Below are 21,854 nucleotides of genomic sequence, written 5' to 3' on the forward strand. Positions count from 1 at the left end.
GACATCATTTCATGAGTAACAATATCATCAAAACAATACAGGAAAGCATCGCAGTAAAGCAGGCCATCTGCGAAGATGCAACCCTCATCAATGCCATACAACAGGTTGCCAATGTAATCACCAGCAGCCTGCAACAGGGTCATAAGATCCTGTTCTGTGGTAATGGCGGCAGCGCAGCAGATGCACAACACCTGGCAGCTGAATTCTCCGGACGTTTTTATAAAGACAGAACGCCCCTGTACGCAGAGGCACTTCATTGCAATACATCTTACCTGACCGCCGTAGGCAACGACTATGGCTATGATCAGGTATACGCACGTATCCTCAGAGGTATCGGTCAGGCAGGTGATGTACTGGTAGGTATTTCTACCTCCGGTAACTCCGCCAACATTCTGGAAGCTTATAAAGTAGCAAAAAGCAAGGGGATGATCGTGATCAGTATGACCGGTCACTCAGGTGGTAAAATGAAAGATGGCAGCGATTATCTGCTGAATATGCCTTCCTCAGATACACCGCGTATACAGGAATCACACATTACTGTCGGACATATCATCTGCGAAATCGTTGAAAACAATCTTTTCCCATGATACAGGAATGTATTGTACTTGCCGGCGGACTTGGAACACGTCTGCGCAGCGTAGTGGCCGATAAACCAAAATGTATGGCCCCTGTCAATGACAAGCCATTCCTGTTCTACCTCCTGCAGTATCTTATTAAACAGGGCATTACCCATGTAGTATTGTCCCTCGGATATAAATCAGAACAGGTGATCGAATGGTGTGAACAGGCGAAATTACCGCTGACACTCTCCTATGCTATTGAAGAAGAGCCATTAGGTACCGGCGGCGCTATATTGCACGCCATTTCCCATATCAATGGAGATGAATGCTTTATTGTCAATGGTGATACTTTCTTCGATATATCACTATCCGACTTCTATCAGTTTCATCAGCAGACACAAAGTAAACTCACTCTGGCCCTGAAACCAATGCGCCAGTTTGAACGTTACGGCAGTGTAGAGCTGGATCCGCAGGGACGTATTACCGCCTTTCTGGAAAAGAAGTATTGTGAAGAAGGACTGATCAACGGCGGCGTATACCTTGCCTCCAAAGCATATCTGCAAAGCCTTGGTCTGCCACAGCAGTTTTCCTTTGAAAAGGAAGTACTGGAACCACAGGTACAAAACAATCAGGTATCCGGCTTTGTCAGCGATACCTATTTTATAGACATCGGAATACCAACCGACTATGAACAGGTCCAGATGGATTTCCGTTCATAAGCCTACTAATTGAAGAATATGCAGATTGATGCTTCCTGGACATTGTTCCTCGACAGAGATGGAGTGATCAACAACGAGATCAAAGACGGATACGTGCTCAGCTGGGATATGTTCCGCTTCGAAGAAGGCGTCCTGCCTGCTCTGAGCAAGCTGGCGAAAAAATTCAGCCGTATTGTACTGGTGACTAACCAACGCTGTATTGGCCGGGGACTATTGACACCGGAAGGACTTCAGGAAATACATACAAAAATGCTGGAAGCGATCAGCGCCAATGGAGGAAGAATAGACAGGATCTATTATTGCCCGGATATAGACAGTAACAGTCCCTGCCGTAAACCAAACGACGGTATGGCGCTACAGGCTAAAGCCGATTTTCCCGAAATAGACTTTTCCAAAGCCATTATGGTGGGTAATACGCTGAGCGATATGAAATTCGGTAAAGATCAGGGGATGACAACCGTCTTTATTCCTTCGACCAAACCGGATCTTCCTTTCCCACACCCTCAGATGGACTATCGTTGTAAAGGACTACTGGAATTTTCATCAATCATACAATAATTTTGTATCATATAACGTAATAAGCCTGTAGTTTTCATTTCAAATAAAATTATGATCAGAACCTGCTTTCTACTGTTATGCTGCACATTTCTCTCCTATACCGGCCTGCAGGCCCAGAAGGTCAGGATCAGTCCCGCTAACGAAGAAGTCCTGCGTAAACAGCAGGATTCATTACAGGTCCTTTCAGACCTGATCCTCCGTGGACGGGATGAGGCCGTCAGACAGAATGCAAATGACCGTTTTATTCCGAAACTGGTGCAGGCATTAAAAACGCCCTACTCTTTTAACTTCAGATTTGACTCTCTGAGCACTATCTCCATCCAATATCCGGCAGATAGCACCTTCCGCATCTTCACATGGGGACTGGAGCAGGAAACCAGCTTCTATCACCACTACGGAGCCATACAGATGAGAACTGAAGGAGGAGAACTGAAGCTGTTCCCGCTGTTTGACAGATCTGATTACATTAATAATCAGGATACTATCACCAATAATAAGGAATGGTATGGCTGCCTGTATTATAAAGTACAGCACCGCCGCTATTTCAACAAGGATTACTATACACTCTTCGGCTGGGATGCCAATAATATCCGTAGTCAGAAGAAAATGCTGGATATGCTGACCTTCAAAGACGGCGAACCGGTATTCGGTGGTCCGTATTTCAGTTTTGCAGAAGATACCGTTCCGAAAAGAACACGTAACCGCATTATTCTGGAATATAAAAAAGACGCGACTATCAGTCTGAGCTATAACCCGGAAATGGATATGATCGTGTATGATCACCTGATCTCTGAAACCAATCAGCCATCCAAGCCATCCACCTTCGTACCGGATCTCGATTATGAGGGCTTTAAATGGAAAGCCGGTAAATGGGTACACATTGAGAAAGTCTTCCATGATGCACTGCCACAAGGCAAGGTCCCTGTAGACCAGCCGATGAATCAGAAGCAGAAAAGGATGATGGATCCACGTACTGCTGAGGAGATCAATGAGGGCTTACAACAACCGAAAAAGCCAAAAGGCAAGAAACAATAAATTAAATAAAAAGGCTATCCTTCATACGGCGGATAGCCTCTTTTTATTTATTGCACCAGCATTTCATCCACAAATAACCACGACGTACTTCCCTTGAAAAGATACCCTTCGGGGATAGTGCCTATTGTCTTCGCTACAATCCGTATAAAACGTGCCTTTTTCTTCCTGATATTGACATGAAATGACTCCAGATAGGGCTCACCCCTTACAGAACCTTTCAGGTTCTTTTGCGTACCCGCCAATTCATATTTCTTCCCGTTAGCAGAAATGTATACAGACACCTCCGATGGCAAAAAGATGCCGCTGTTAGGATCTGCCAGAAAATTTACGCTGACGTTATTGATACTGCTTACCGCTTGCATATCTACTACTGCCTGCAGGTCTTTGCCTGAAAAACCCAGCCAGCGGCCATCTTTAAATGCTGTAGTACCCATGATCCCATCTGTCAGGGTAGCCGCTCCTGCCGCCGGATAGGCAGTATGAAACGGATTCTCCAACGTTACGGGTTTACCCAATGCACGATTCACCGGAATAAATGCCTGACTCGCTGCGATCATCTTTTCTCCGTCAAACAAAGCTGCGTACACAATACTCGCCGTATTCACGCTCAACGGCCCCTTATATTCCGCTCCATGCGCATCCGGCAGTTTATCTGTTGCATACCGTAATACAGCTTTACTATTGCTGCTGCTGATACTGACGGTAGCAGTATGTTCCTGATTGATCTCATATCTGATAACAGGATCCGGACATGTCTGCAACAGATCAAACCACGCCGTTCCCGGATCTGGTAGTTCCAGCGTCAGAATAGCATTTGTAGAAGAAGTAGTTGCCCGGAACGTAAAACTGTATTGCTGCCAGTCGTTCGTCAGCGGATAAACATGCTCCTCTCCCGCTGCCGCCAGTCCCATACGAAAAGACGGCATTTTTACCTGTTCCTTTGCCTTCGCCCATACAGACACCGTATAACTATTACCTGCATTGATCACCATCGGCACAAGACGGATCTTATTTCCACCGCTGTCTACCGGTGTGATCAGACGCAAACTGAATAATCCCTCCCTACTGGTTCTGCTATCTGCAAAAAAGGTAGCGCCATGGTCCGCTTTGGCGTGAACGGTACTGGTTACATTAGATCCTATTGGTAGTCCCGGACTAACCACTTTTTCAAAACCCGGATTCACTGTGAGATTGCCGGCATACAATAAAGGAGACACGGCCTCTTCCACTGCACGGATAAGGTATACCCTTGTACTATAAGCATCAATGATATCATTGATCTTCCCACCAGTAAAGGGTACCGTTCTGTTCTCAAACCATAATTCCGCTTCAGCGGATAGTCCGCCGCTTTTCCCGGTGATGGCCATACCCGCGCTTTTCAGGTCTGTCTGTAAGAGCAGTGGTTTGGGCTTATTCTCATTATTGACAGCTATTACAAGCAGATTCCCCTTATAGGTAAAAGCGCTTGTCAGTATGGTTTTGTCATCACTATGTACCTGCGGTGCGGGATCTGCAGAAAGCAGGAATGGCGTCATCTGGGCTGTTTCTACAGCCATGTCACTACAGGCTGACCATGCAGCGACTGATTGCGGATTGAGATTACCGGGTGCATGTACATAGTACTGAATACCTTTAGCACCTTTTACCAGTCCCATATAGGTAATGACGCGTATTTCCCGGGCGGTAGGTTCGCGGGACCACATTTCCTGTCCACCGAAAGCCTGCGGTACCAGCCAGACAGACTTCTCATACCGCAACCGCTTATTCAGAAAGCCAACATCCTCAGCTACCTTGTCAGCTGCGCCGGGTATAGGATAAGGGTCCGTCATAGCGATATCCATAGTATGTCTGAATTCGTCTATTTTCTGCGGCATCATGAATACCACAGCAACAGGATGATAAGGATCCAGCTCTTTAATCAGCTGATAGGCCCTTTCCAGCACTGCCGGTGGTCTTCCTTGTCCGTCAGGTTCATCATTGATATACCACGACAATAAAGCAGGATGATCACGGAATGCAAGTACTTCGCTACGCAAAATAGCCAGCTTTTCCTCTTCCGTTTTATCCAGTCCCTTGTCGCCGTTGTGACCAGCTCCTACCAGCGAGTTGACCCCATACTGTACCCGTACACCCAGTTGAGCACAGCGATCCATATATGCCTTTCTTTCGGCAAAGGTTTCCGGCAGATTGCTCTGATACGGACCCACCATATTAAAGCCATGGGCAACTTCCTTTTCAGCCAGATCTCCCACGCCAACGCAATAAAAACCAAAAGGGAAAAAAGGCATACCATCGGTGAGTAAACCGCCGGTCAGACGATCCTGCTGAACCGCATTCGCTTTTGCCGGCAAACGCGTTATCGTCAGCGCCCCACTATCAACGGACTGCTGCCCATGTAATATAGTATACTGCAGGTGCGTCCTGTCTGTTGGCAGTGCGTCCACCGCAATGGGTGCATTTAAGTAATGCCCTGTAAAGCCAGTACTGCGCGATAATTCATGTCCCTGCAAGGATAAAAGAAGCTGATATCCACCGGCAGAAAGGCTGTCCGGAATAACACAGATAACACTACCCGCCTGTCCCGGCAGGTAATAATCATATCTGCTGAATATTTTAAATAGGTGATTGGTACGCTCCTGCGCACGTAGCGGCAATACTCCCAGCAGCGGGAGCAGCCATAGCATGATATTCTTCATCGGACCTGTAATAACTTAGTACATACAAGTTAGACAATAGATCCTGCTAATTCTGGTAAAATAAAAAGCCGTCCCGCTGAATGCGAGACGGCTATTATAGATTGATAAGATATTATCAGAACAATTCTCCCTGTCCCTGTACACCTCCCTCATCTGGTTCTTCTTCGTCAGAGGCGAGTTCAGCGCTGATCAGCTCTTCTCCGGAGATACGTGTACCTACTGTTCTGTAGTTGGTTACTTCCACGAATTCAGCGAGGTTGATCTCCTCTTCATCCGGATTACGTTTCTTACCTGTTTTCAGCAGGATAACCGGTTCTGAGTGGGTAGTGATCATTTCCAGATAGTTGCCTGTTCCTTCTTTGATAAACAGGAACTTGTTGTTCATTGTCTGCGTTTCGATCTTGAAACGTTTCGCATTGAACTGTTTCTTGTCGGCATCAAAGTAGATAGCAGATACTACCTTCTCCGGATTGAATTTCTCAATATATACAAGCTCATTCGGATCGTAACGGTTGGTCAGTTCGAAGTTAGTCAGCTCATAAGTACCATTTTTAAACGCTACAAAGATCTTGTCATCACCATCGAAGGAACCGATGTAAACACCACGTTCTTCCATGTTCAGACGGCCGATCTCCGCATCATACCAGATCTTCTGGCCTGCCAGTGTAGAAGCACCTTTCTCTTTGAACTTCACGTTGCGGATCGGGTATTTCGTTACCTGATTACCCTGAGAGTTACGTCCCTTGATAGCAATGGTTTCAAAGTACAGGTCAAACTCTTTGTTACGCGCCGCGCAGTTAGGACTCAGACGGATGCTTACCACTTCTGCCTCACCATTCGGGTTAGCAGAGAAGTAATGCACTTTTGAATTCTTTTCGCCCTTCACGGTCAGATCGTATTCCTTATCACGCGTAATACCAGTTACATTGAAGCGTTTGGCATAACTCATACCGGTCTTGCCATCCACATAGATCATGTTATAGGTTGTACGTTCGTCATTCTTTCTGAATACATCTACATGGATGATATCCTTACCTACGAAGACTTTATCAGCCACTTTGGTAATGATCATCTTACCGTCTTTTTTGAAGACGATGATGTTATCAAGGTCAGAACAGTCAGCAACGAATTCATCTTTCTTCAGGGAAGTACCTATGAAACCATCTGCTCTGTTCACATAGATTTTCGCATTGGCAATCGCAACCTGCTGTACCTGAATCGTATCGAATGTTTTGATCTCAGTAATACGTTCACGGCCTTTACCGTATTTCTTCAGCAGGTTCTCATAGTAGGCAACTGTGAAGTCAACCATGTTTGCAAGGTCATGCTTCACATCTTTGATATCTGCCTCTATGGATTTGATCTGCTCATTCAGTTCATTGATATCGAGTCTGTAGATACGGCGTACCGGTTTCTCTGTCAGTTTCAGGATATCTTCACGGGTGATCTCTCTTTTCAGATTCTTCTTGTAAGGTGCGAAACCTTTGTCAATAGCTGCAATAACTGCTTCCCAGTCTTTGTGCTTCTGCTCCAGTTCCTTGTAGATACCTTTTTCGAAGAAGATCTTTTCCAGTGAGGTATAATGCCATTTATCCTGAAGTTCGTTGAGCTTGATCTCCAGTTCACGTTTCAGCAACGCCTGTGTGAAATCTGCAGAAGATCTCAGCAGTTCGCTTACTGTCAGGAAACGTGGTTTATCATCGATGATCACGCATGCGTTTGGAGATATAGAGATCTCACAATCAGTGAACGCATACAGTGCATCTATTGTAATATCAGGAGAAATGCCGGGCGCCAGTTGCACTTCGATCTCTACATCTTTCGCGGTATTATCAACTACTTTCTTAATCTTGATCTTACCATTATCATTGGCTTTTACGATTGACTCCATAAGAGCGGTAGTCGTAACACCATATGGTACATCTTTGATCAGCAGTGTCTTTTTATCTTTCTCTTCAATGTGTGCACGTACACGTACTTTACCACCACGACGGCCATCGTTGTAGTTGGCCACATCTATCATACCACCAGTAGGGAAATCCGGGAAGATCTCAAATTTCTTTCCTTTCAGGTATTTGATAGACGCTTCGAGCAGTTCTATGAAGTTGTGCGGTAAAATCTTGGTAGACAAACCAACAGCGATACCTTCCGCACCCTGTGCCAGCAGCAAAGGAAACTTCATAGGCAATGCCAGTGGTTCATTCTTACGACCGTCATAGCTCAGCTGCCATTGGGTAGTTTTATTGTTAAACCCTACTTCCAGTGCGAACTTAGACAAACGTGCCTCAATATAACGGGCGGCGGCTGCATCATCACCTGTACGCACATCCCCCCAGTTACCCTGGGTGTCTATCAGCAGGTCTTTTTGTCCGAGGTTAACGATTGCATCACCGATAGAAGCATCACCATGCGGGTGGAACTGCATGGTAGAACCTATCACATTGGCCACTTTATTAAAACGGCCATCATCCATTTCCTTCATCGCATGCAGGATACGGCGCTGAACAGGCTTTAAACCATCTTCCACGCTGGGTACCGCACGCTCCAGGATCACGTAGGACGCGTAATCAAGGAACCAATTCTCATACATATCCCCCAGGTGGAGAATATTCTGTAATGATTCGTCTGCCGGTTGTGTATTATCGATGTCGCTCATAATCTTATTTATTGATCATCTTTTCAAATTCATCTCTCCAGATGCGTATGGAATCTTTCCGTACGTCAGCCATGGAGTTCAGTTCGATAAAGCAGCAATCTGTCACGGCTATCAGCTGGTGCCAGACATTTACGGCCACCTCTATGCGGGCCGGTGCTTCGATCGTGATGGTCTCTATCTTGTTGCCGTCCAGCGGGCACCAGTCCATACTGGCTTTACCGGTCAGCAGATAAAGTATTTCCGGATTTTTATAGTCTGCCTTTCCTTCGTGGTAATGTTGTCCACTGCTACTGCCTGCCTTTCTGTAACACAAAATGAAATCGCCGCTACGGTCTGTATTCCACTCATAGTTACTCCCTCTTTCATCTTCTCCACTCAGCTGTACTGGCGTTACTTTTACCATTTTCCGGATATTAGGCGTTAGTTATTTCTGAAGGTATTTTTACTTCGAAATCTTTAATCGTTTTCAGCTCTCCTCTGCTTTCCAGTTTACCCTGTTTCACCTGCTCTTTCACTCTCCATCCAAGGAACTGATCCATTACCGGATATTTCAGTTTTCCGGTCACCGCATTTACTATTTTTGACGCTTTCTGGAACTCTGCGGTTGCTGCCTGCAACAACTCCTTGTCATAGAAGGTCGCAGGTTCTCCTCTGAGTTTTTTACCGCCTTCAAGGAGACGGATACCGCCATTTTCATTCATCATACGGCTCCATTCATCACCATCTATTTCAAATTCTGCCAGAGAGACCGGTCTTGCCAGTTTCTTTGCTTTCAGGAATTCTTTTGCGAGGATCTGATGCAGGTGAGTCGGATAAAACACACTTCCTTTTTCATTGAGGAATGGAAGGTTGTTGAGGTAGATGATATGAATACGTCCGGCGAAGTCGTATAACTGACTGATCAGCCAATAGTAACCACATACGTCTCTGGCATTCTGGCCGGCCCAGAGATAAACCTCCTGTTCAGGATCAGCTTTAAGCAGAGCTTTCAGCTGACGGAATTTTTCCTGATCGCCTTTCTCCTCTTCCGGCTCAGGCACCGGAACAGACTGTTCGCTTTCAGTAAATATTTCTGCTACCGGCTGTGGCTGAATGCCTGCCAGTTGCATCCACCATTGTTTGCGGGCGATCTGACCATCCTTTGTATCGAGGATAAAAAGAGGACCTATGGAGAGGTCATCTTCAAAATAAAGTATGTCTCCTTTCAGCTTTTCATCCAGCTCAAATGCACCAGACAGTGCAGTGGCAGATGATTCACCGAAAACGATATGTAGCAGTGCCATTGAATTCTTTAATATGCTGATTATTTGCCGCTTGCTTCTACAGGTTCATCTACCGTGTCAACAAGGTCTTTCTCATAACGCAGATTACCGATGATAAACTCCTGACGGGTCTGTGTATTCTTACCCATGTAATATTCCAGCAATTTCTGTATATGCGTGTCTTTGGACAGGATCACCGGCTCCACTTTCATGTCATCATTGATGAAATTAGCGAATTCGTCCGGAGAGATCTCTCCCAGACCTTTAAATCGGGTGATCTCAGGCTTATTGCCCAGTTTCTTGATCGCTTTTATCCTTTCCTCGTCGGTATAACAGTAGATTGTCTGCTGTTTATTACGCACACGGAATAAAGGCGTTTCCAGTATATACAGGTGACCATTCTTTACCAGATCAGGGAAGAACTGCAGGAAGAAGGTCAGCAATAAAAGGCGGATGTGCATACCATCTACGTCAGCATCGGTCGCTACCACAATCCTGTTGTAGCGGAGTCCTTCCAGACCTTCTTCGATATTCAGTGCGTGTTGCAGCAGGTTAAACTCTTCATTCTCGTACACGATCTTTTTCGTCAGACCGAAACTGTTCAGAGGCTTACCCCTGAGACTGAATACAGCCTGAGTTTCCACGTTACGGGACTTGGTGATGGAACCACTCGCTGAGTCACCTTCGGTGATGAAGATGGTCGTATTCAGACGTTTGGTTTCCAGATCGTTTTTATCTTTTCCGCTTACCTCTTCATTGAGGTGAATACGGCAGTCACGCAGCTTACGGTTATGCAGGTTTGCTTTTTTCGCTCTCTCGTTTGCCAGTTTTTTGATACCAGCCAGTTCTTTACGCTCACGCTCACTCTGCTCAATACGTTTCTTTAGAGCTTCTGCCGTAGTCGGATTCTTATGCAGGAAATCATCCAGATGTTTGGACAGGAAATCCAGTACAAAAGCCTTCATTGAAGGACCATTCTCGAATACAGTCAATGAACCAAGTTTGGTCTTTGTCTGGGATTCAAACACCGGTTCCTGTACTCTCACAGAAATAGCAGCACAGATAGACGCACGTATATCTGTTGCTTCATAGTCTTTCTTATAAAAATCACGGAGTGTCTTTACAAATGCCTCACGGAAGGCTGCCAGATGCGTACCGCCCTGTGTGGTGTGCTGGCCATTCACGAAAGAATAATACTCTTCACCGTATTGATTTTCGTGGGTGATCGCCACTTCGATATCTTCTCCTTTCAGGTGAATGATCGGATAGCGCAGCTCATCTTCGTTGGTTTTACGTTGCAGGAGATCCAGCAGACCATTTTTAGAAATATATTTCTTGCCGTTGAAGCTGACAGTCAATCCTGCATTCAGGAAACAATAGTTCCAGATCTGGTTTTCCAGAAACTCCGGAATAAAGCGGTAGTTACGGAAAACGGTATCATCCGGCGTGAATGTTACCAGAGTACCATTGGGCTCGCTGGTGTTACTTTCTTTATGTTCCTTTGTCAGATTACCTCTTTCAAATTCAGCTACTTTACCACGTCCGTCACGGTAAGATTCTACCCTGAAATAACTGGACAAAGCGTTCACTGCTTTGGTACCCACACCGTTCAGACCAACAGACTTCTGGAAAGCCTTGCTGTCGTACTTGGCGCCGGTGTTGATCTTGCTCACCACATCCACCACTTTCCCCAACGGAATACCACGACCAAAGTCGCGGATCGTTACGTTGTGTTCAGTTACCCTGATATCTATCTGCTTGCCGAAACCCATTGTATGCTCATCGATACAGTTGTCAGCAACCTCTTTTAACAGTATATAGATACCATCGTCCATACTTGAGCCGTCGCCCAGCTTACCAATGTACATACCCGGACGCAGGCGGATATGCTCACGCCAGTCAAGCGACCGGATCGAATCTTCGGTATAGGCAGCAGAGAGATCTTTCTTATCCGTAGTAGCCATAATTATATAGAAATTCCAATTTACAGTTTTATAACAAGCGGACTATCAATGCACCATCTATGCCAGTCTTTCTCAGGGTCATTTCTGCGGCATGATGTCCGGGCAGCGAATTTACTAAAACTTTTAGCAAAATCCGGTTGCTGGCAAAAATACAGGTTTCGGCGTTTCATCCCAAGTATTAGTTATACACTACGCTTAAATATATGAATAACAGTTATTTGAGGACCGTTCCGATACCGGACTTTTCCAATCAGACCGGGGCCTGATTTTGCCAAGATAAGACAAATATATTTTCTTCAAAATATTGCGCCCCCCTGTAAAAGAAATTGTCCATAAAAGTTTTTGGGAAATGATAGTTTATATAACTAAATATTTTATATTTACAGTTAGTCGTCTTTTTGAGATAAAAACCTGATAAAACCTAACTCCTGATCTATGAAAACTACATTCCTAATCTCACTGGCAACAGTGTTGTCCATCGCGCTACTCGTTACTTACATGGTTAGAAGAGAGCAACGCTCCATGAGTCAGCTCAGCGCACGCTTCATCAAACTTGTCCAGAAATTCAATTCCTGGCAGATGATGAAATAACAATATTTAGTTATTTAATAAGTCATTTCCTATGAAAGCAGGACTGCTGTTTAAACTGGCCTGTTTACTGATCGCCTCTATGGTGCTGGCGGCACATTTCGTACGCAAAGCACTGAGCAAACTGGGGACTAATACCGACAATCCAACAAAATAATTTATCAGTAAACAACTAACTTAATGAAAAGGGCGAAAGACAATTGTCTTTCGCCCTTTTCTCTTCGCTATGTAAACGATAAAACGTAATTATCTGTTGTAATACTTGTTCACAGCATCTGTACGACTTCTTACATGCAGTTTTTCGTAAATATTGTGCACGTGTCTGCGCACCGTTTCTATACTGATAAACAGATTGCTCGCAATCTCCTTGTACAGAAATCCTTTGGACAGCTGGTCCAGAATTTCCTTCTCTCTGGAAGTCAATGCCTCCAGTGCCGGATTAGGCTTCGCCTGTTTCTGGAAATAAGCCACTACCCTGCGCGCGATCTGCGAGCTCATAGGAGAACCGCCTTCATGCAGGTCCCTGATAGCACTCAGCAGCTCGCTGGGAGGCGTTTTTTTCAATATATAACCACTTGCACCGGCTTCCAGTGCCTGAAAGATCTTGTCATCATCCTCATACACCGTCAACATCATGAAATGCATATCGGGATACTCTCCTTTCAGGCGCGCAATACACTCGATTCCATTCATCCCGCCCGGAAGGTTAAAGTCCATCAGCACAACGTTTGGTAACAAACTGGGGATCTGTTCTACCGCAGTCTCCGCGTTATTAAAAGCGCCTATACAAGCATACCCATCCGAGCCATTAATCAACAATTCCATGGCTGTACGGATATCATGGTTGTCTTCAACAATCGCCACAGAAATAATATCCATGTTATCCTGAGATTTCTTTTTCGAGTATACAGTCATCTATATCAGTTGTTATGTTTAGAGAGAGGTCAACGTAATAATACCACGTTTATGTTATCTTACAAATCTATATTAAATTAACGGGATATCTAGCAAAACTATCGTACCGTGATGCGATTTGATGTCAGCGTTTCCGCCAACTGCCTGCATCCTCTTCTGAATGTTCTTTAACCCGTTTCCGAACAATCTTACTTTCTCCTGATCAAAGCCTTTGCCATTATCTTTTATCATAATCGTCATGTTCTTATGCATCTGTATTTGTATTACTACCTCAGATGCCTGTGCATGTTTCACCACATTATGTAAGGATTCCTTTACCGCCAGATATATATTACGCCTGGTGCCCCCACTTAGTTTAATATTTGGAATACTTTCCGGAATGTAAAACTGGTGAGTAATATGCGCATGTTCCAGAAAATCAGCCGCAAAACTGCGCATGTAAGCAATCAGATTCTCCAGCGAGTCATTCGAAGAGTTCATCGCCCAGATGATCTCGCTCATTTTATCCACCAGCTCTCCCGCTGCTTCTGATATACGTTCCAGCTCCTTCGTCTGCGAAGTATCTGTAATCTTCCGCTTGGCAATCTCACTCAGCAGACGTATCGTAGACAATCCGGATCCAAGGTCATCGTGCATATCACTGGAAATTCTCGCTCTCTCCTGATCCACAGCCTGTTCTTTCTCCAGTTTCAGTTTTTCATGACGAATCTTGTAATCAAGATAAAGCGTAGAGAAATAATAAGCAACCCCCAATAATAACAACAGCAGCAGGAACCTGAACCACAATGATTGCCAGAATGGAATTCTGATGGTGATTTCCAGCGTGGTAGGTGTCGAGTTCAGAATATCGTCGTTATTGGAAGCACGCACATTAAAAGTATAAGTGCCCGGACGCAGATTGGTATAACGCGCCATCCTGAAAGCACCTGCCTGTACCCAGTCTTCATCCGCCCCGTCCAGCTTGTACTGCACCTTGTTCTTGAGCGGATTGGTATATTCCAGTGGTACGAACTCAATCGCAATCGTATTGTGATTGTAAGGCAATTCTATTCTGCGTAACAGTGATAGGGCCGTATCTGACTCATAAGGTTTGTCCAGCACTTCCATACGCATGATTACTACCTTCGGCTTGGACGTATTCTTCCTGAAATCCTTCGGATAGAAACCATTGGAACCTCTTATGCCACCAAAGAACAATTCTCCGTCTACAGATTTGAAAAAGGCGCCCGTATTGAACTCATTTGACTGCAAACCATCCTCATGATTATAAGTCGTAATCTCATCATCAGAAGGATCTATCTGTGAAAGACCTTTATTGTGGCTAACCCATATTTTATCCTTCTCATCCAGCAGTACACCATACAGATAATCATTGATCAATGCAGGATAATCGTAGCTATTGTAGTGCTTCTTTCTGTGGTTATTTTCATCCAGTACAAACAGCCCCTTAGACGTGGCCAGCAACAGTTCCTTACCGGCTCTTTTACTGATCGATTTCACAATAGTACCCTGTGGCAGGGTAATCATATCCCATCCCGCACTGCCTGTTCGTTTTACATATGCGGCCACCTTCGTGCCCACATATTTATTGCCCATCAGATCTTCGTAATACGTAGTCAGTATTTCATCAGGGAATTCGTGTACAATTGCCACTTTATATCCTCCCCGTTCACCCGGCATGATCTGCAGCAGATAACGTCCGTAGTTAAAATACACCTCACCGGTGGTCCGTTTAAACAGGAATGGATAGATATCTTCCTGTGGCGGTAAACCCAGTGCGGCTACATATTTGGTAAGGTCTTCAAATTTCCTGGTATGCACATTGAACAAGCCAATATGCATATCAGAAAAGTGGAACCAGAGGTGCTCAAAATCTTCCCGGCAGATTGCATTCAGATTTCTGGCAGGGAATACGCCTTTGCGTTCATCGTTTGGTATACGCTCGAGGAACTTCCCTCCTCTCTCGTAAATATCCAGTCCGTCATTTAGTAGTCCTACGTATAATTTACCATCGTCATGCTTGTAAACAGCCCTGACCATATTGTGTGTAGTGGCCGGCGAACGATAGAGATTAAAGACCTTCTTATTGGGAGAATATTTCTTGATACCATCACCATCTGTACCTACCCACATGTTATCTGAAGCATCTCTGTACAGATAAGTGACTACATTCCATGAGCGTGTTTCTGAGCCATTAAAGCTGACGATCCGGGTCACAATCTCATTGCGCTTCACATTGTAGATCATAATACCATCTGTACCACCAATCCAGATGTTACCGTTCTGATCCAGCTCAAGGCATAAAGGAATAAAATTCGCATCCTTCGGATCACGCTGATCAAAAGGTATATCCGTGTATTTATTCTGCTTTTTATTGAAAATGATCAGATGTCCTCTGCAGGCAATGATCAAAGAATCTTTATTGAGGTTTTTTAATACTGTATGAGAAGTGATACCGGGCAGACAATACGTGGTTAAGCGGAGGTTTTGGGTATTCATCGCCAGCAGTTCACCTGCTTCAAAGTTCATCCAGATTGTATTCCCGTCTTTGTACATTGAATTGGCGGCAACACCCCGTTGTAACATTGCTTTGGGATAGAGAATCACCCTTTTTTTGACATAAGTGGAATCATCGAGTATATAAAGGCCTTTGGAGGGGCGCCATACCCACATACTGTTGGTTAAGGAGTCTTCACCGAGTATTCTGAATTTATTGCCACTGTCGCGCTCACCGTTATTTTCATACATCGTGTCTTCCAGTACTGTCTCAAAAGAGTTCTTGTACTCGTCATAGACACTGATACCGTAATTATGTGTAAGCATCAGCTGATGCCTTCTGTTACGGTAAAGGGAATACCCTTTGTACCCTTTCAGGGCAAAGCGGTTAATCAATGCACGTCCCCCATTGTTATTCCGGACTACCAGGTTTCCTTTCCCCTGTCCGGCCCGTTCCTGTAAACTCGGATTGAACCTGTATTCATTGAAACCATACCCGTCGAACCTGTTAATGCCATCATGCGTTGCGATCCACATAAAGCCCTGATTATCCTCCAGGATATCATAGACAGAATTCTGAGACAAACCCTCATTCACGCCATAAGAGTCGAAAATGTAGGGCTTATCCTGTGCGATCAACACAGATACGGATAAGGTACATAGGAAGAAAAGTAATAAGGTCCTCGTCATCTGCGCCCGCGATTGCAATGCTATTTAGTAATAGAGGTTATAAAAATACTGAGTCACATAACGCAGTGCTTGCAAATATATAAATCTACCGCACACTTTCTAATGATTTTGTATTTTTCTTCCCGCAACCTAACCCATTCAAACCAGAAAACATCATGTACAGCAAAACGACACCTGCCACAGTAAAGGTTTCCCACTGTAAAACACTTTTTTTAAGCTTTCTTTTTTCATTTGCCTTTTTTCCGCTCTTTGCCCAGTCCGGTTACGTTATCCGGACGGAACAGGCGCCTATTAAGAGTATTCGAGGTATGAACGTTGTAAACCATAGCGTTATCTGGGTATCAGGTACGGAAGGAAAGGTCGGACGTTCTGTTGCAAATCGCGGTACCAACTGGGAATGGCTGACTGTTCCTGGCTATGATACCTGTGACTGGCGTTCACTGGTAGCATTCAGCGATAAGCGGGCGCTGCTGCTGAACGCAGGTGAACCTGCTCACATTGTACTTACCACGGATGGCGGTCAATCGTGGAAAGAAGTCTACACTAATACAGCAAAAGGTATTTTCTTTGACGGCATGGTCTTTAAGAACGCCGCTGAAGGGATGGCCATCGGGGATCCGGTAGATGGAAAATTTACCATTATCCGTACAAAGGATAGCGGTAAGACCTGGCAGGCTGACCCACCTGCTAAATTACCTGTAGCTAAAGAAGGGGAAGCTATTTTTGCTGCCAGCGGTACCAGTCTGCGGATGTTACCCGATGGACAGGCCTGCTTTATTACCGGTGGCAAACAGAGCCGCTTTTTTATAGGATGGGACAAATGGAAAACCAGCAACTGGCACTTCATACAAGGCGAATCCAGTCAGGGTGCTTTTTCTGTTGCATTTGCTGATCAGCTGAATGGTGTGGCTGTCGGCGGAGATTATCTGAAGGATACTGTTACAACAAATAATTGCTTTATCACAAAAGATGGTGGTCGCAGCTGGCAGGTAGCAACAACTTCTCCGGGCGGTTATCGCTCCTGCGTGCAACATATTGCAGGTAAAAAATACATCGCTACAGGTCCTTCAGGTACCGATATTTCTGAAGATGGCGGTCTGAACTGGCGCAATATCAGCAAGGAAGGATTTCATGTTGCAGGTGTAGCACCGGGTGGTGTATTTGTATGGCTGGCAGGTAGTAAAAAAACCGGGCACTTCCGTACAATGCAACAGTAATATTTATGAAGAAGGGGTGCAAAAAAACACCCCCGGAAAAAAATAGGTTAAAGCAAAAAGTACATTAATGCTACTCAAGGTAGGATATACACGAATATGTTACATACACGTTTTAGCGAATGTGTTATTTTTACCGGTAAACGGCTGGTAAACAGCCTCCACCGCAAAAGCGTGTTAAAACAATATTTTTTACCTAATTTGGGTAGTGACAGGGAAAGGGAATCAACTTGTTCATGCAGTCCTACAACCAAACGTAACACTTGAACATTGATTCAGGAAATTTAAAAGCGATCTAATGCAAGTAACAACCTCCTCGGGGAAATATTCGGCGAAACATTATCCGGATAATATCAAAGACTGGAAAAAAGAAGGAAACTACTTCTACTTTTATACAACAGAAACAATCCTGGAAGTAAGGATCATCTCAGACAAGATCGTTCGTTTCCGCTACGCAGCTGACGGTAATTTCCAGAGAGACTTCTCTTACGCTGTCAGTGACAGACTGGAAGAATCGCCTGTAAACTTCGGGCTGCACGAGTTTGAAGAAAATTTCGAAATCTATACAGAGGCATTACGCATTTACATCTCAAGAGATGATCTGCGTCTTACCATCACAGACCTGGATGGTTGTATTATCAATCAGGACGAACTGGGCTTCCACTGGCAGTACTACCTGCAGAAAGGCGGTAAGATCGTGTATTGCAGTAAACAGATTCAGGAAGACGAATGCTTCTTTGGTATGGGTGATAAACCTACCGATCTTAACCTGCATGGCAAGCGTATGGAAAACTTCGGTACAGACGCTTATGGCTTCCAGAAAGATACTGATCCATTATATCGTAATATTCCTTTCTACTATGGTTTACATCGTGGTAAGGCATACGGTATTTTCTTCGATAATACCTTCCGTACAATTTTCGATTTCGGTAAAGAAAGAGATAATGCTACCAGCTTCTGGGCAAGAGGCGGAGAAATGAATTATTACTTCATTTACGGACCTGAACTGCTGAAAGTGGCAGAAGGATATACCAGCATTACAGGCACAGCCGAATTACCCCCATTGTGGGCCTTAGGCTATCAGCAGTGCCGCTGGAGCTATTATCCGGATACACGTGTGAAAGAAATAGCCGCAGAATTCCGTAAACGTGAGATTCCATGCGACGTGATCCATCTGGATATTGATTATATGGAAGGTTTCCGTTGCTTCACCTGGAGTAAGGAAGGTTTCCCTGAGCCCGCAGGATTGATTAAAGAATTGGCGGCACAAGGCTTCAAGGTAGTCGTAATCATCGATCCCGGTATCAAAGTAGATCCGGATTACAACATTTATAAACAAGGTATTCAAAATAATTACTTCTGTAAACGCGCAGATGGTGCGTTGATGGAAGGTGATGTATGGCCGGGCAAATGTGTGTTCCCTGATTATACCAATCCGGAAGTACGTAAATGGTGGGCTGGTCTGTTTAAGGATCTTGTCGATGTAGGTGTGAGAGGTGTCTGGAATGATATGAACGAACCCGCCGTATTCGAAATGGGTACCTTCCCTGAAGATGTACGCCATGATTATGACGGAGAAGCCGTGAGCCATCGTAAGGCACACAATGTCTACGGACATCTGATGAGTAAAGCGACCGCTGCCGGTATGAAAAAGTACCTCATGCCCAACAGACCGTTTGTAATCTCCCGCTCCTGTTATGCCGGCGCACAACGCTGGACATCCTTCTGGACCGGTGATAACGTTTCCAGCTGGGATCACCTGTGGCTGGCATCTGTACAGGCACAACGCATGGCAGTGTCCGGTATTTCTTTCGTCGGAAGTGATATCGGCGGTTTTATCGGAGAACCTGATGGCGAACTCTACGTACGCTGGATACAGCTGGCAGTATTCCATCCGCTGATGCGTACGCACTCCGCAAGTAATGAAACCGGCTTTAATCAGGAACCATGGAGTTTCGGTACTGAATACGAAGCCGTCGCTAAAAAGTTCATTCAGCTGCGCTACAGCCTGCTGCCTTACTTATACACTACTTTCTGGCAATACTCCCGTTTTGGTACCCCAATGCTTCGTCCGCTGGCATTCGTGGCACAACATGACAAACAAACTTATGACCGCTCGCATGAATTCATGTTAGGTGATTCTTTGCTGATCAGTCATGTGTCTGAACAGGGTATGAAAGAAAAAGAAGTATACCTGCCGGAAGGACAATGGTATTACTATTGGAATGATCAGACCTATACCGGCGGTCAGGTCATTAAGATTGCCACACCGCTGGATGAAATGCCACTATTCGTGAAAGCCGGTGCCGTTATTCCGAACTATCCGAAGATACAGCATGTAGATGAACGCAATACCGAAGAAATGATGCTGCATGTTTATTATTCAACAGAAGAATATAGCAGTTCATTATACGAAGATGCAGGCGATCATTACGGCTATAAAAATGGTCAGTATAATGATATCCGTTTTAAACAACGGTCAGAAAAATCTCATTTTGCTCTGAGAAAAAATACTTCGGCCAATACAATGCAGCTTACAGAAAACATAATATTTCCGTACATGGCTTACCGTTCAAAGCGAAAGAATACGTATTGGATGGAAACGTTGTAAAGCTGACTCCTGCTAACTTTGTGGGGAATGTAGTGAACATTGTGGTGGAACGTAAATTCGAAAATCTCATTATCAGATAAGTAACAGAAACAGACTTGTTACTGATTATAAAACCCAAATTCTTTCACAGAATTTGGGTTTTGTAGTTTTAAACCCTATTTAAAAAAAGGGCACTGTAGATTGAGATCTTAGTGCCTTTTCATAACCTATGCCAACTTTAGAGTTATCCAAAATTAGGATGTTATAACTTATACGCAAAGCATACAAACGTCGTATAACCAAAATGAACAAAATGAACAGATGCAAAATCTGTGAACGGCTCAGCTTATGTTAATGCCACGTTACAAACCGATAATCACTATCGTCAATGTGACATTTCTTAACATTTCATTCACTTTTTATATTATCTAATTTCAACTGGCGTTCTCACGCTACAGTTTGTCAATTCTACTCCACGTTAATTATAAAAATGTGAGAAATCAAACGTGTAAAGTTGTTATCCAATGGGTTATACAACGGATCTTTCATACGCGGCATAATAGTTGTGCCTACTTTCACGAATCAGATTCTATTTCCTACGTTAGATGGAACCCATTTTTTAACCTTTCAAAATTCATTTCTTATGGCTGCAGAACAAAGCAATCACTTCACAGAGCAGGACAAACTGGAAAGGGAAAATCACAATCAAGACCGTGAATCAAGAGAATCAACAGCACATGGAAGTAATGCAGAGAACAAACATTCAACTCCCTCAGAAGACAAAACGACAACAAGCCGTAAAGATAAACGTGGTTTCGCATCCATGGATGCAGCGATGCAACGCGCTATAGCCAGTAAAGGCGGACGCGCAGCTCACGCACAGGGTGTTGCTCACGAGTTTAATTCCGCCGAAGCCCGCGAAGCAGGCCGTAAAGGTGGTGTTGCTGTTAGCAGAAACAGACAGCACATGGCTGAAATAGGGAAAAAAGGCGGGGAGGCTGCTCACAAAAAAAGACAAAAGGATAATACAAATTCTTCTGTGTAATACAACACACAGTTTATTTCCTTTAACTGGAACGCCTGGTACGTATTTAAGTACATACCGGGCGTTCCTTTTTTTATACATTTGTCTGAAATATTTAATTGTTAAAACGAGCATCCTTTGCAAACATTTATTGCTAATTCCCGTCGTCTTTATCCCTTCCTCCTGCCCTATCTCAGTATACTGTTACTCATATTGGCAGTTAAACTTTTACAGTCTAAAGAAGACATCTACTTTTTCATCAATGGCCTGCACTTTCCCGCAGGTGATGTATTCTTTCCCTACATGACAGAACTGGGCAGCTCCGTTTCAGCGGTAGTCATATGCCTGCTGCTCCTGTTCTTTAGCTATCGTAGCAGCTTTTTAATGGCTTCCAGCCTCATTCTGAGCACTGCAGTCAATGTCACGCTTAAAAACCTGTTTAATGCGCCCAGACCCAGCGTTTACTTCGCTGATCACACGCATCCGATATACTATGTTCCAAATGTGGAACTGTTGTCCAACAACTTCAGCTTCCCTTCAGGACATACCGCCTGCGCATTCACCATTGCGATAGTACTCACCTATATCACCCCCAACAAAAAGATGGGATATCTCTATCTGCTCTTTGCCTTGCTGGTCGCTTATTCCCGCATGTATATGAGTCAGCATTTTCTGGAAGATGTTACCGGAGGTTCGGTTGTTGCAACAGTGGTGACCTTACTTTGGCTGACATGGTCCGATACCTGGTCATTCTTTAAAGATCCGCGCTGGGATGGCTCTCTGAGCAGAAAGAAAATTGCTGCATAACATAAAAAGCGCCCTGGTCATATAGACCAGGGCGCCCAAAATATTTCTCCTTAGATGATTGGTTACTTCGTTCAAAATTG

Annotated in this window: 17 protein-coding genes; 10 read left to right on the plus strand and 7 right to left on the minus strand. The window is 44.5% G+C overall.

The features are described 5' to 3' along the window. Positions 1-11: 11 nt before the first annotated feature. From FEF09_RS19285 to FEF09_RS19300, 4 genes are read left to right on the plus strand one after another with little or no spacing between them, the layout of a single operon-like run. Positions 12-587, plus strand: coding sequence for an SIS domain-containing protein (locus tag FEF09_RS19285; RefSeq protein ID WP_146306637.1), 576 nt, complete (start codon positions 12-14; stop codon positions 585-587). Continuing rightward, positions 584-1,279 carry a nucleotidyltransferase family protein gene (locus FEF09_RS19290; RefSeq protein WP_146306638.1) on the plus strand — a complete coding sequence of 232 codons (696 nt, stop codon included), beginning with the start codon at positions 584-586 and terminating at the stop codon, positions 1,277-1,279. Before FEF09_RS19285 ends, FEF09_RS19290 begins: the two co-directional genes overlap by 4 nt. 18 nt (positions 1,280-1,297) lie before the next feature. Beyond that, a complete protein-coding gene (locus FEF09_RS19295) occupies positions 1,298-1,837 on the plus strand; it encodes a D-glycero-alpha-D-manno-heptose-1,7-bisphosphate 7-phosphatase (protein ID WP_146306639.1) in 540 nt (179 codons plus the stop codon). Between the two features lie 51 nt (positions 1,838-1,888). Further along, entirely contained in the window at positions 1,889-2,872 is a 984-nt protein-coding gene (locus FEF09_RS19300; RefSeq protein WP_146306640.1) for a hypothetical protein, read from the plus strand. Between the two features lie 47 nt (positions 2,873-2,919). On the opposite strand, the gene FEF09_RS19305 is transcribed toward FEF09_RS19300, so the two are convergent. The 5 genes from FEF09_RS19305 to FEF09_RS19325 form a co-directional block, all read right to left on the minus strand. Then, complete coding sequence (locus FEF09_RS19305; RefSeq protein ID WP_146306641.1) at positions 2,920-5,568, minus strand: carbohydrate binding domain-containing protein; 2,649 nt, start codon at positions 5,566-5,568, stop codon at positions 2,920-2,922. 115 nt (positions 5,569-5,683) lie between these two features. After that, complete coding sequence (locus FEF09_RS19310) at positions 5,684-8,224, minus strand: DNA gyrase/topoisomerase IV subunit A (protein ID WP_146306642.1); 2,541 nt, start codon at positions 8,222-8,224, stop codon at positions 5,684-5,686. Positions 8,225-8,228: 4 nt separating this feature from the next. Continuing rightward, positions 8,229-8,627, minus strand: coding sequence for a hypothetical protein (locus tag FEF09_RS19315; RefSeq protein ID WP_146306643.1), 399 nt, complete (start codon positions 8,625-8,627; stop codon positions 8,229-8,231). Between the two features lie 10 nt (positions 8,628-8,637). Then, positions 8,638-9,507: a DUF1835 domain-containing protein gene (locus FEF09_RS19320; RefSeq protein ID WP_261387604.1), complete on the minus strand. Its 870-nt coding sequence runs from the start codon at positions 9,505-9,507 to the stop codon at positions 8,638-8,640. Positions 9,508-9,527: 20 nt separating this feature from the next. After that, a complete protein-coding gene (locus FEF09_RS19325; protein ID WP_146306644.1) occupies positions 9,528-11,450 on the minus strand; it encodes a DNA topoisomerase IV subunit B in 1,923 nt (640 codons plus the stop codon). A gap of 435 nt (positions 11,451-11,885) precedes the next feature. On the opposite strand from FEF09_RS19325, the gene FEF09_RS30810 reads away from it, so the two are divergent. Continuing rightward, complete coding sequence (locus tag FEF09_RS30810; RefSeq protein WP_012790749.1) at positions 11,886-12,041, plus strand: hypothetical protein; 156 nt, start codon at positions 11,886-11,888, stop codon at positions 12,039-12,041. 31 nt (positions 12,042-12,072) lie between these two features. Then, the gene (locus FEF09_RS33270; protein WP_261387605.1) at positions 12,073-12,195 is read left to right on the plus strand and encodes a hypothetical protein; all 123 of its coding nucleotides are present in this window, start codon (positions 12,073-12,075) and stop codon (positions 12,193-12,195) included. A gap of 89 nt (positions 12,196-12,284) precedes the next feature. Here the strand turns inward: FEF09_RS33270 and FEF09_RS19330 are convergent, their stop codons facing one another. Next, positions 12,285-12,917 (minus strand): response regulator transcription factor, encoded by a 633-nt coding sequence (locus FEF09_RS19330; protein WP_044221676.1) that lies wholly within the window; start codon positions 12,915-12,917, stop codon positions 12,285-12,287. Positions 12,918-13,025: 108 nt separating this feature from the next. Beyond that, the gene (locus FEF09_RS19335) at positions 13,026-16,139 is read right to left on the minus strand and encodes a triple tyrosine motif-containing protein (protein ID WP_146306645.1); all 3,114 of its coding nucleotides are present in this window, start codon (positions 16,137-16,139) and stop codon (positions 13,026-13,028) included. 308 nt (positions 16,140-16,447) lie between these two features. On the opposite strand from FEF09_RS19335, the gene FEF09_RS19340 reads away from it, so the two are divergent. The 4 genes from FEF09_RS19340 to FEF09_RS19355 all read left to right on the plus strand — a co-directional run bounded on the left by FEF09_RS19340 (position 16,448) and on the right by FEF09_RS19355 (position 21,774). Then, positions 16,448-17,356: a WD40/YVTN/BNR-like repeat-containing protein gene (locus tag FEF09_RS19340; protein ID WP_146306646.1), complete on the plus strand. Its 909-nt coding sequence runs from the start codon at positions 16,448-16,450 to the stop codon at positions 17,354-17,356. A gap of 295 nt (positions 17,357-17,651) precedes the next feature. Next, positions 17,652-19,964: a glycoside hydrolase family 31 protein gene (locus tag FEF09_RS19345; RefSeq protein WP_146306647.1), complete on the plus strand. Its 2,313-nt coding sequence runs from the start codon at positions 17,652-17,654 to the stop codon at positions 19,962-19,964. Positions 19,965-20,586: 622 nt separating this feature from the next. Then, complete coding sequence (locus FEF09_RS31640; RefSeq protein WP_222597040.1) at positions 20,587-20,988, plus strand: KGG domain-containing protein; 402 nt, start codon at positions 20,587-20,589, stop codon at positions 20,986-20,988. Positions 20,989-21,105: 117 nt separating this feature from the next. After that, a complete protein-coding gene (locus FEF09_RS19355; protein ID WP_146306648.1) occupies positions 21,106-21,774 on the plus strand; it encodes a phosphatase PAP2 family protein in 669 nt (222 codons plus the stop codon). Positions 21,775-21,854 lie beyond the last annotated feature (80 nt).

This window comes from Chitinophaga pinensis (assembly GCF_007896845.1).
Classification (GTDB): Bacteria; Bacteroidota; Bacteroidia; order Chitinophagales; family Chitinophagaceae; genus Chitinophaga; species Chitinophaga pinensis_C.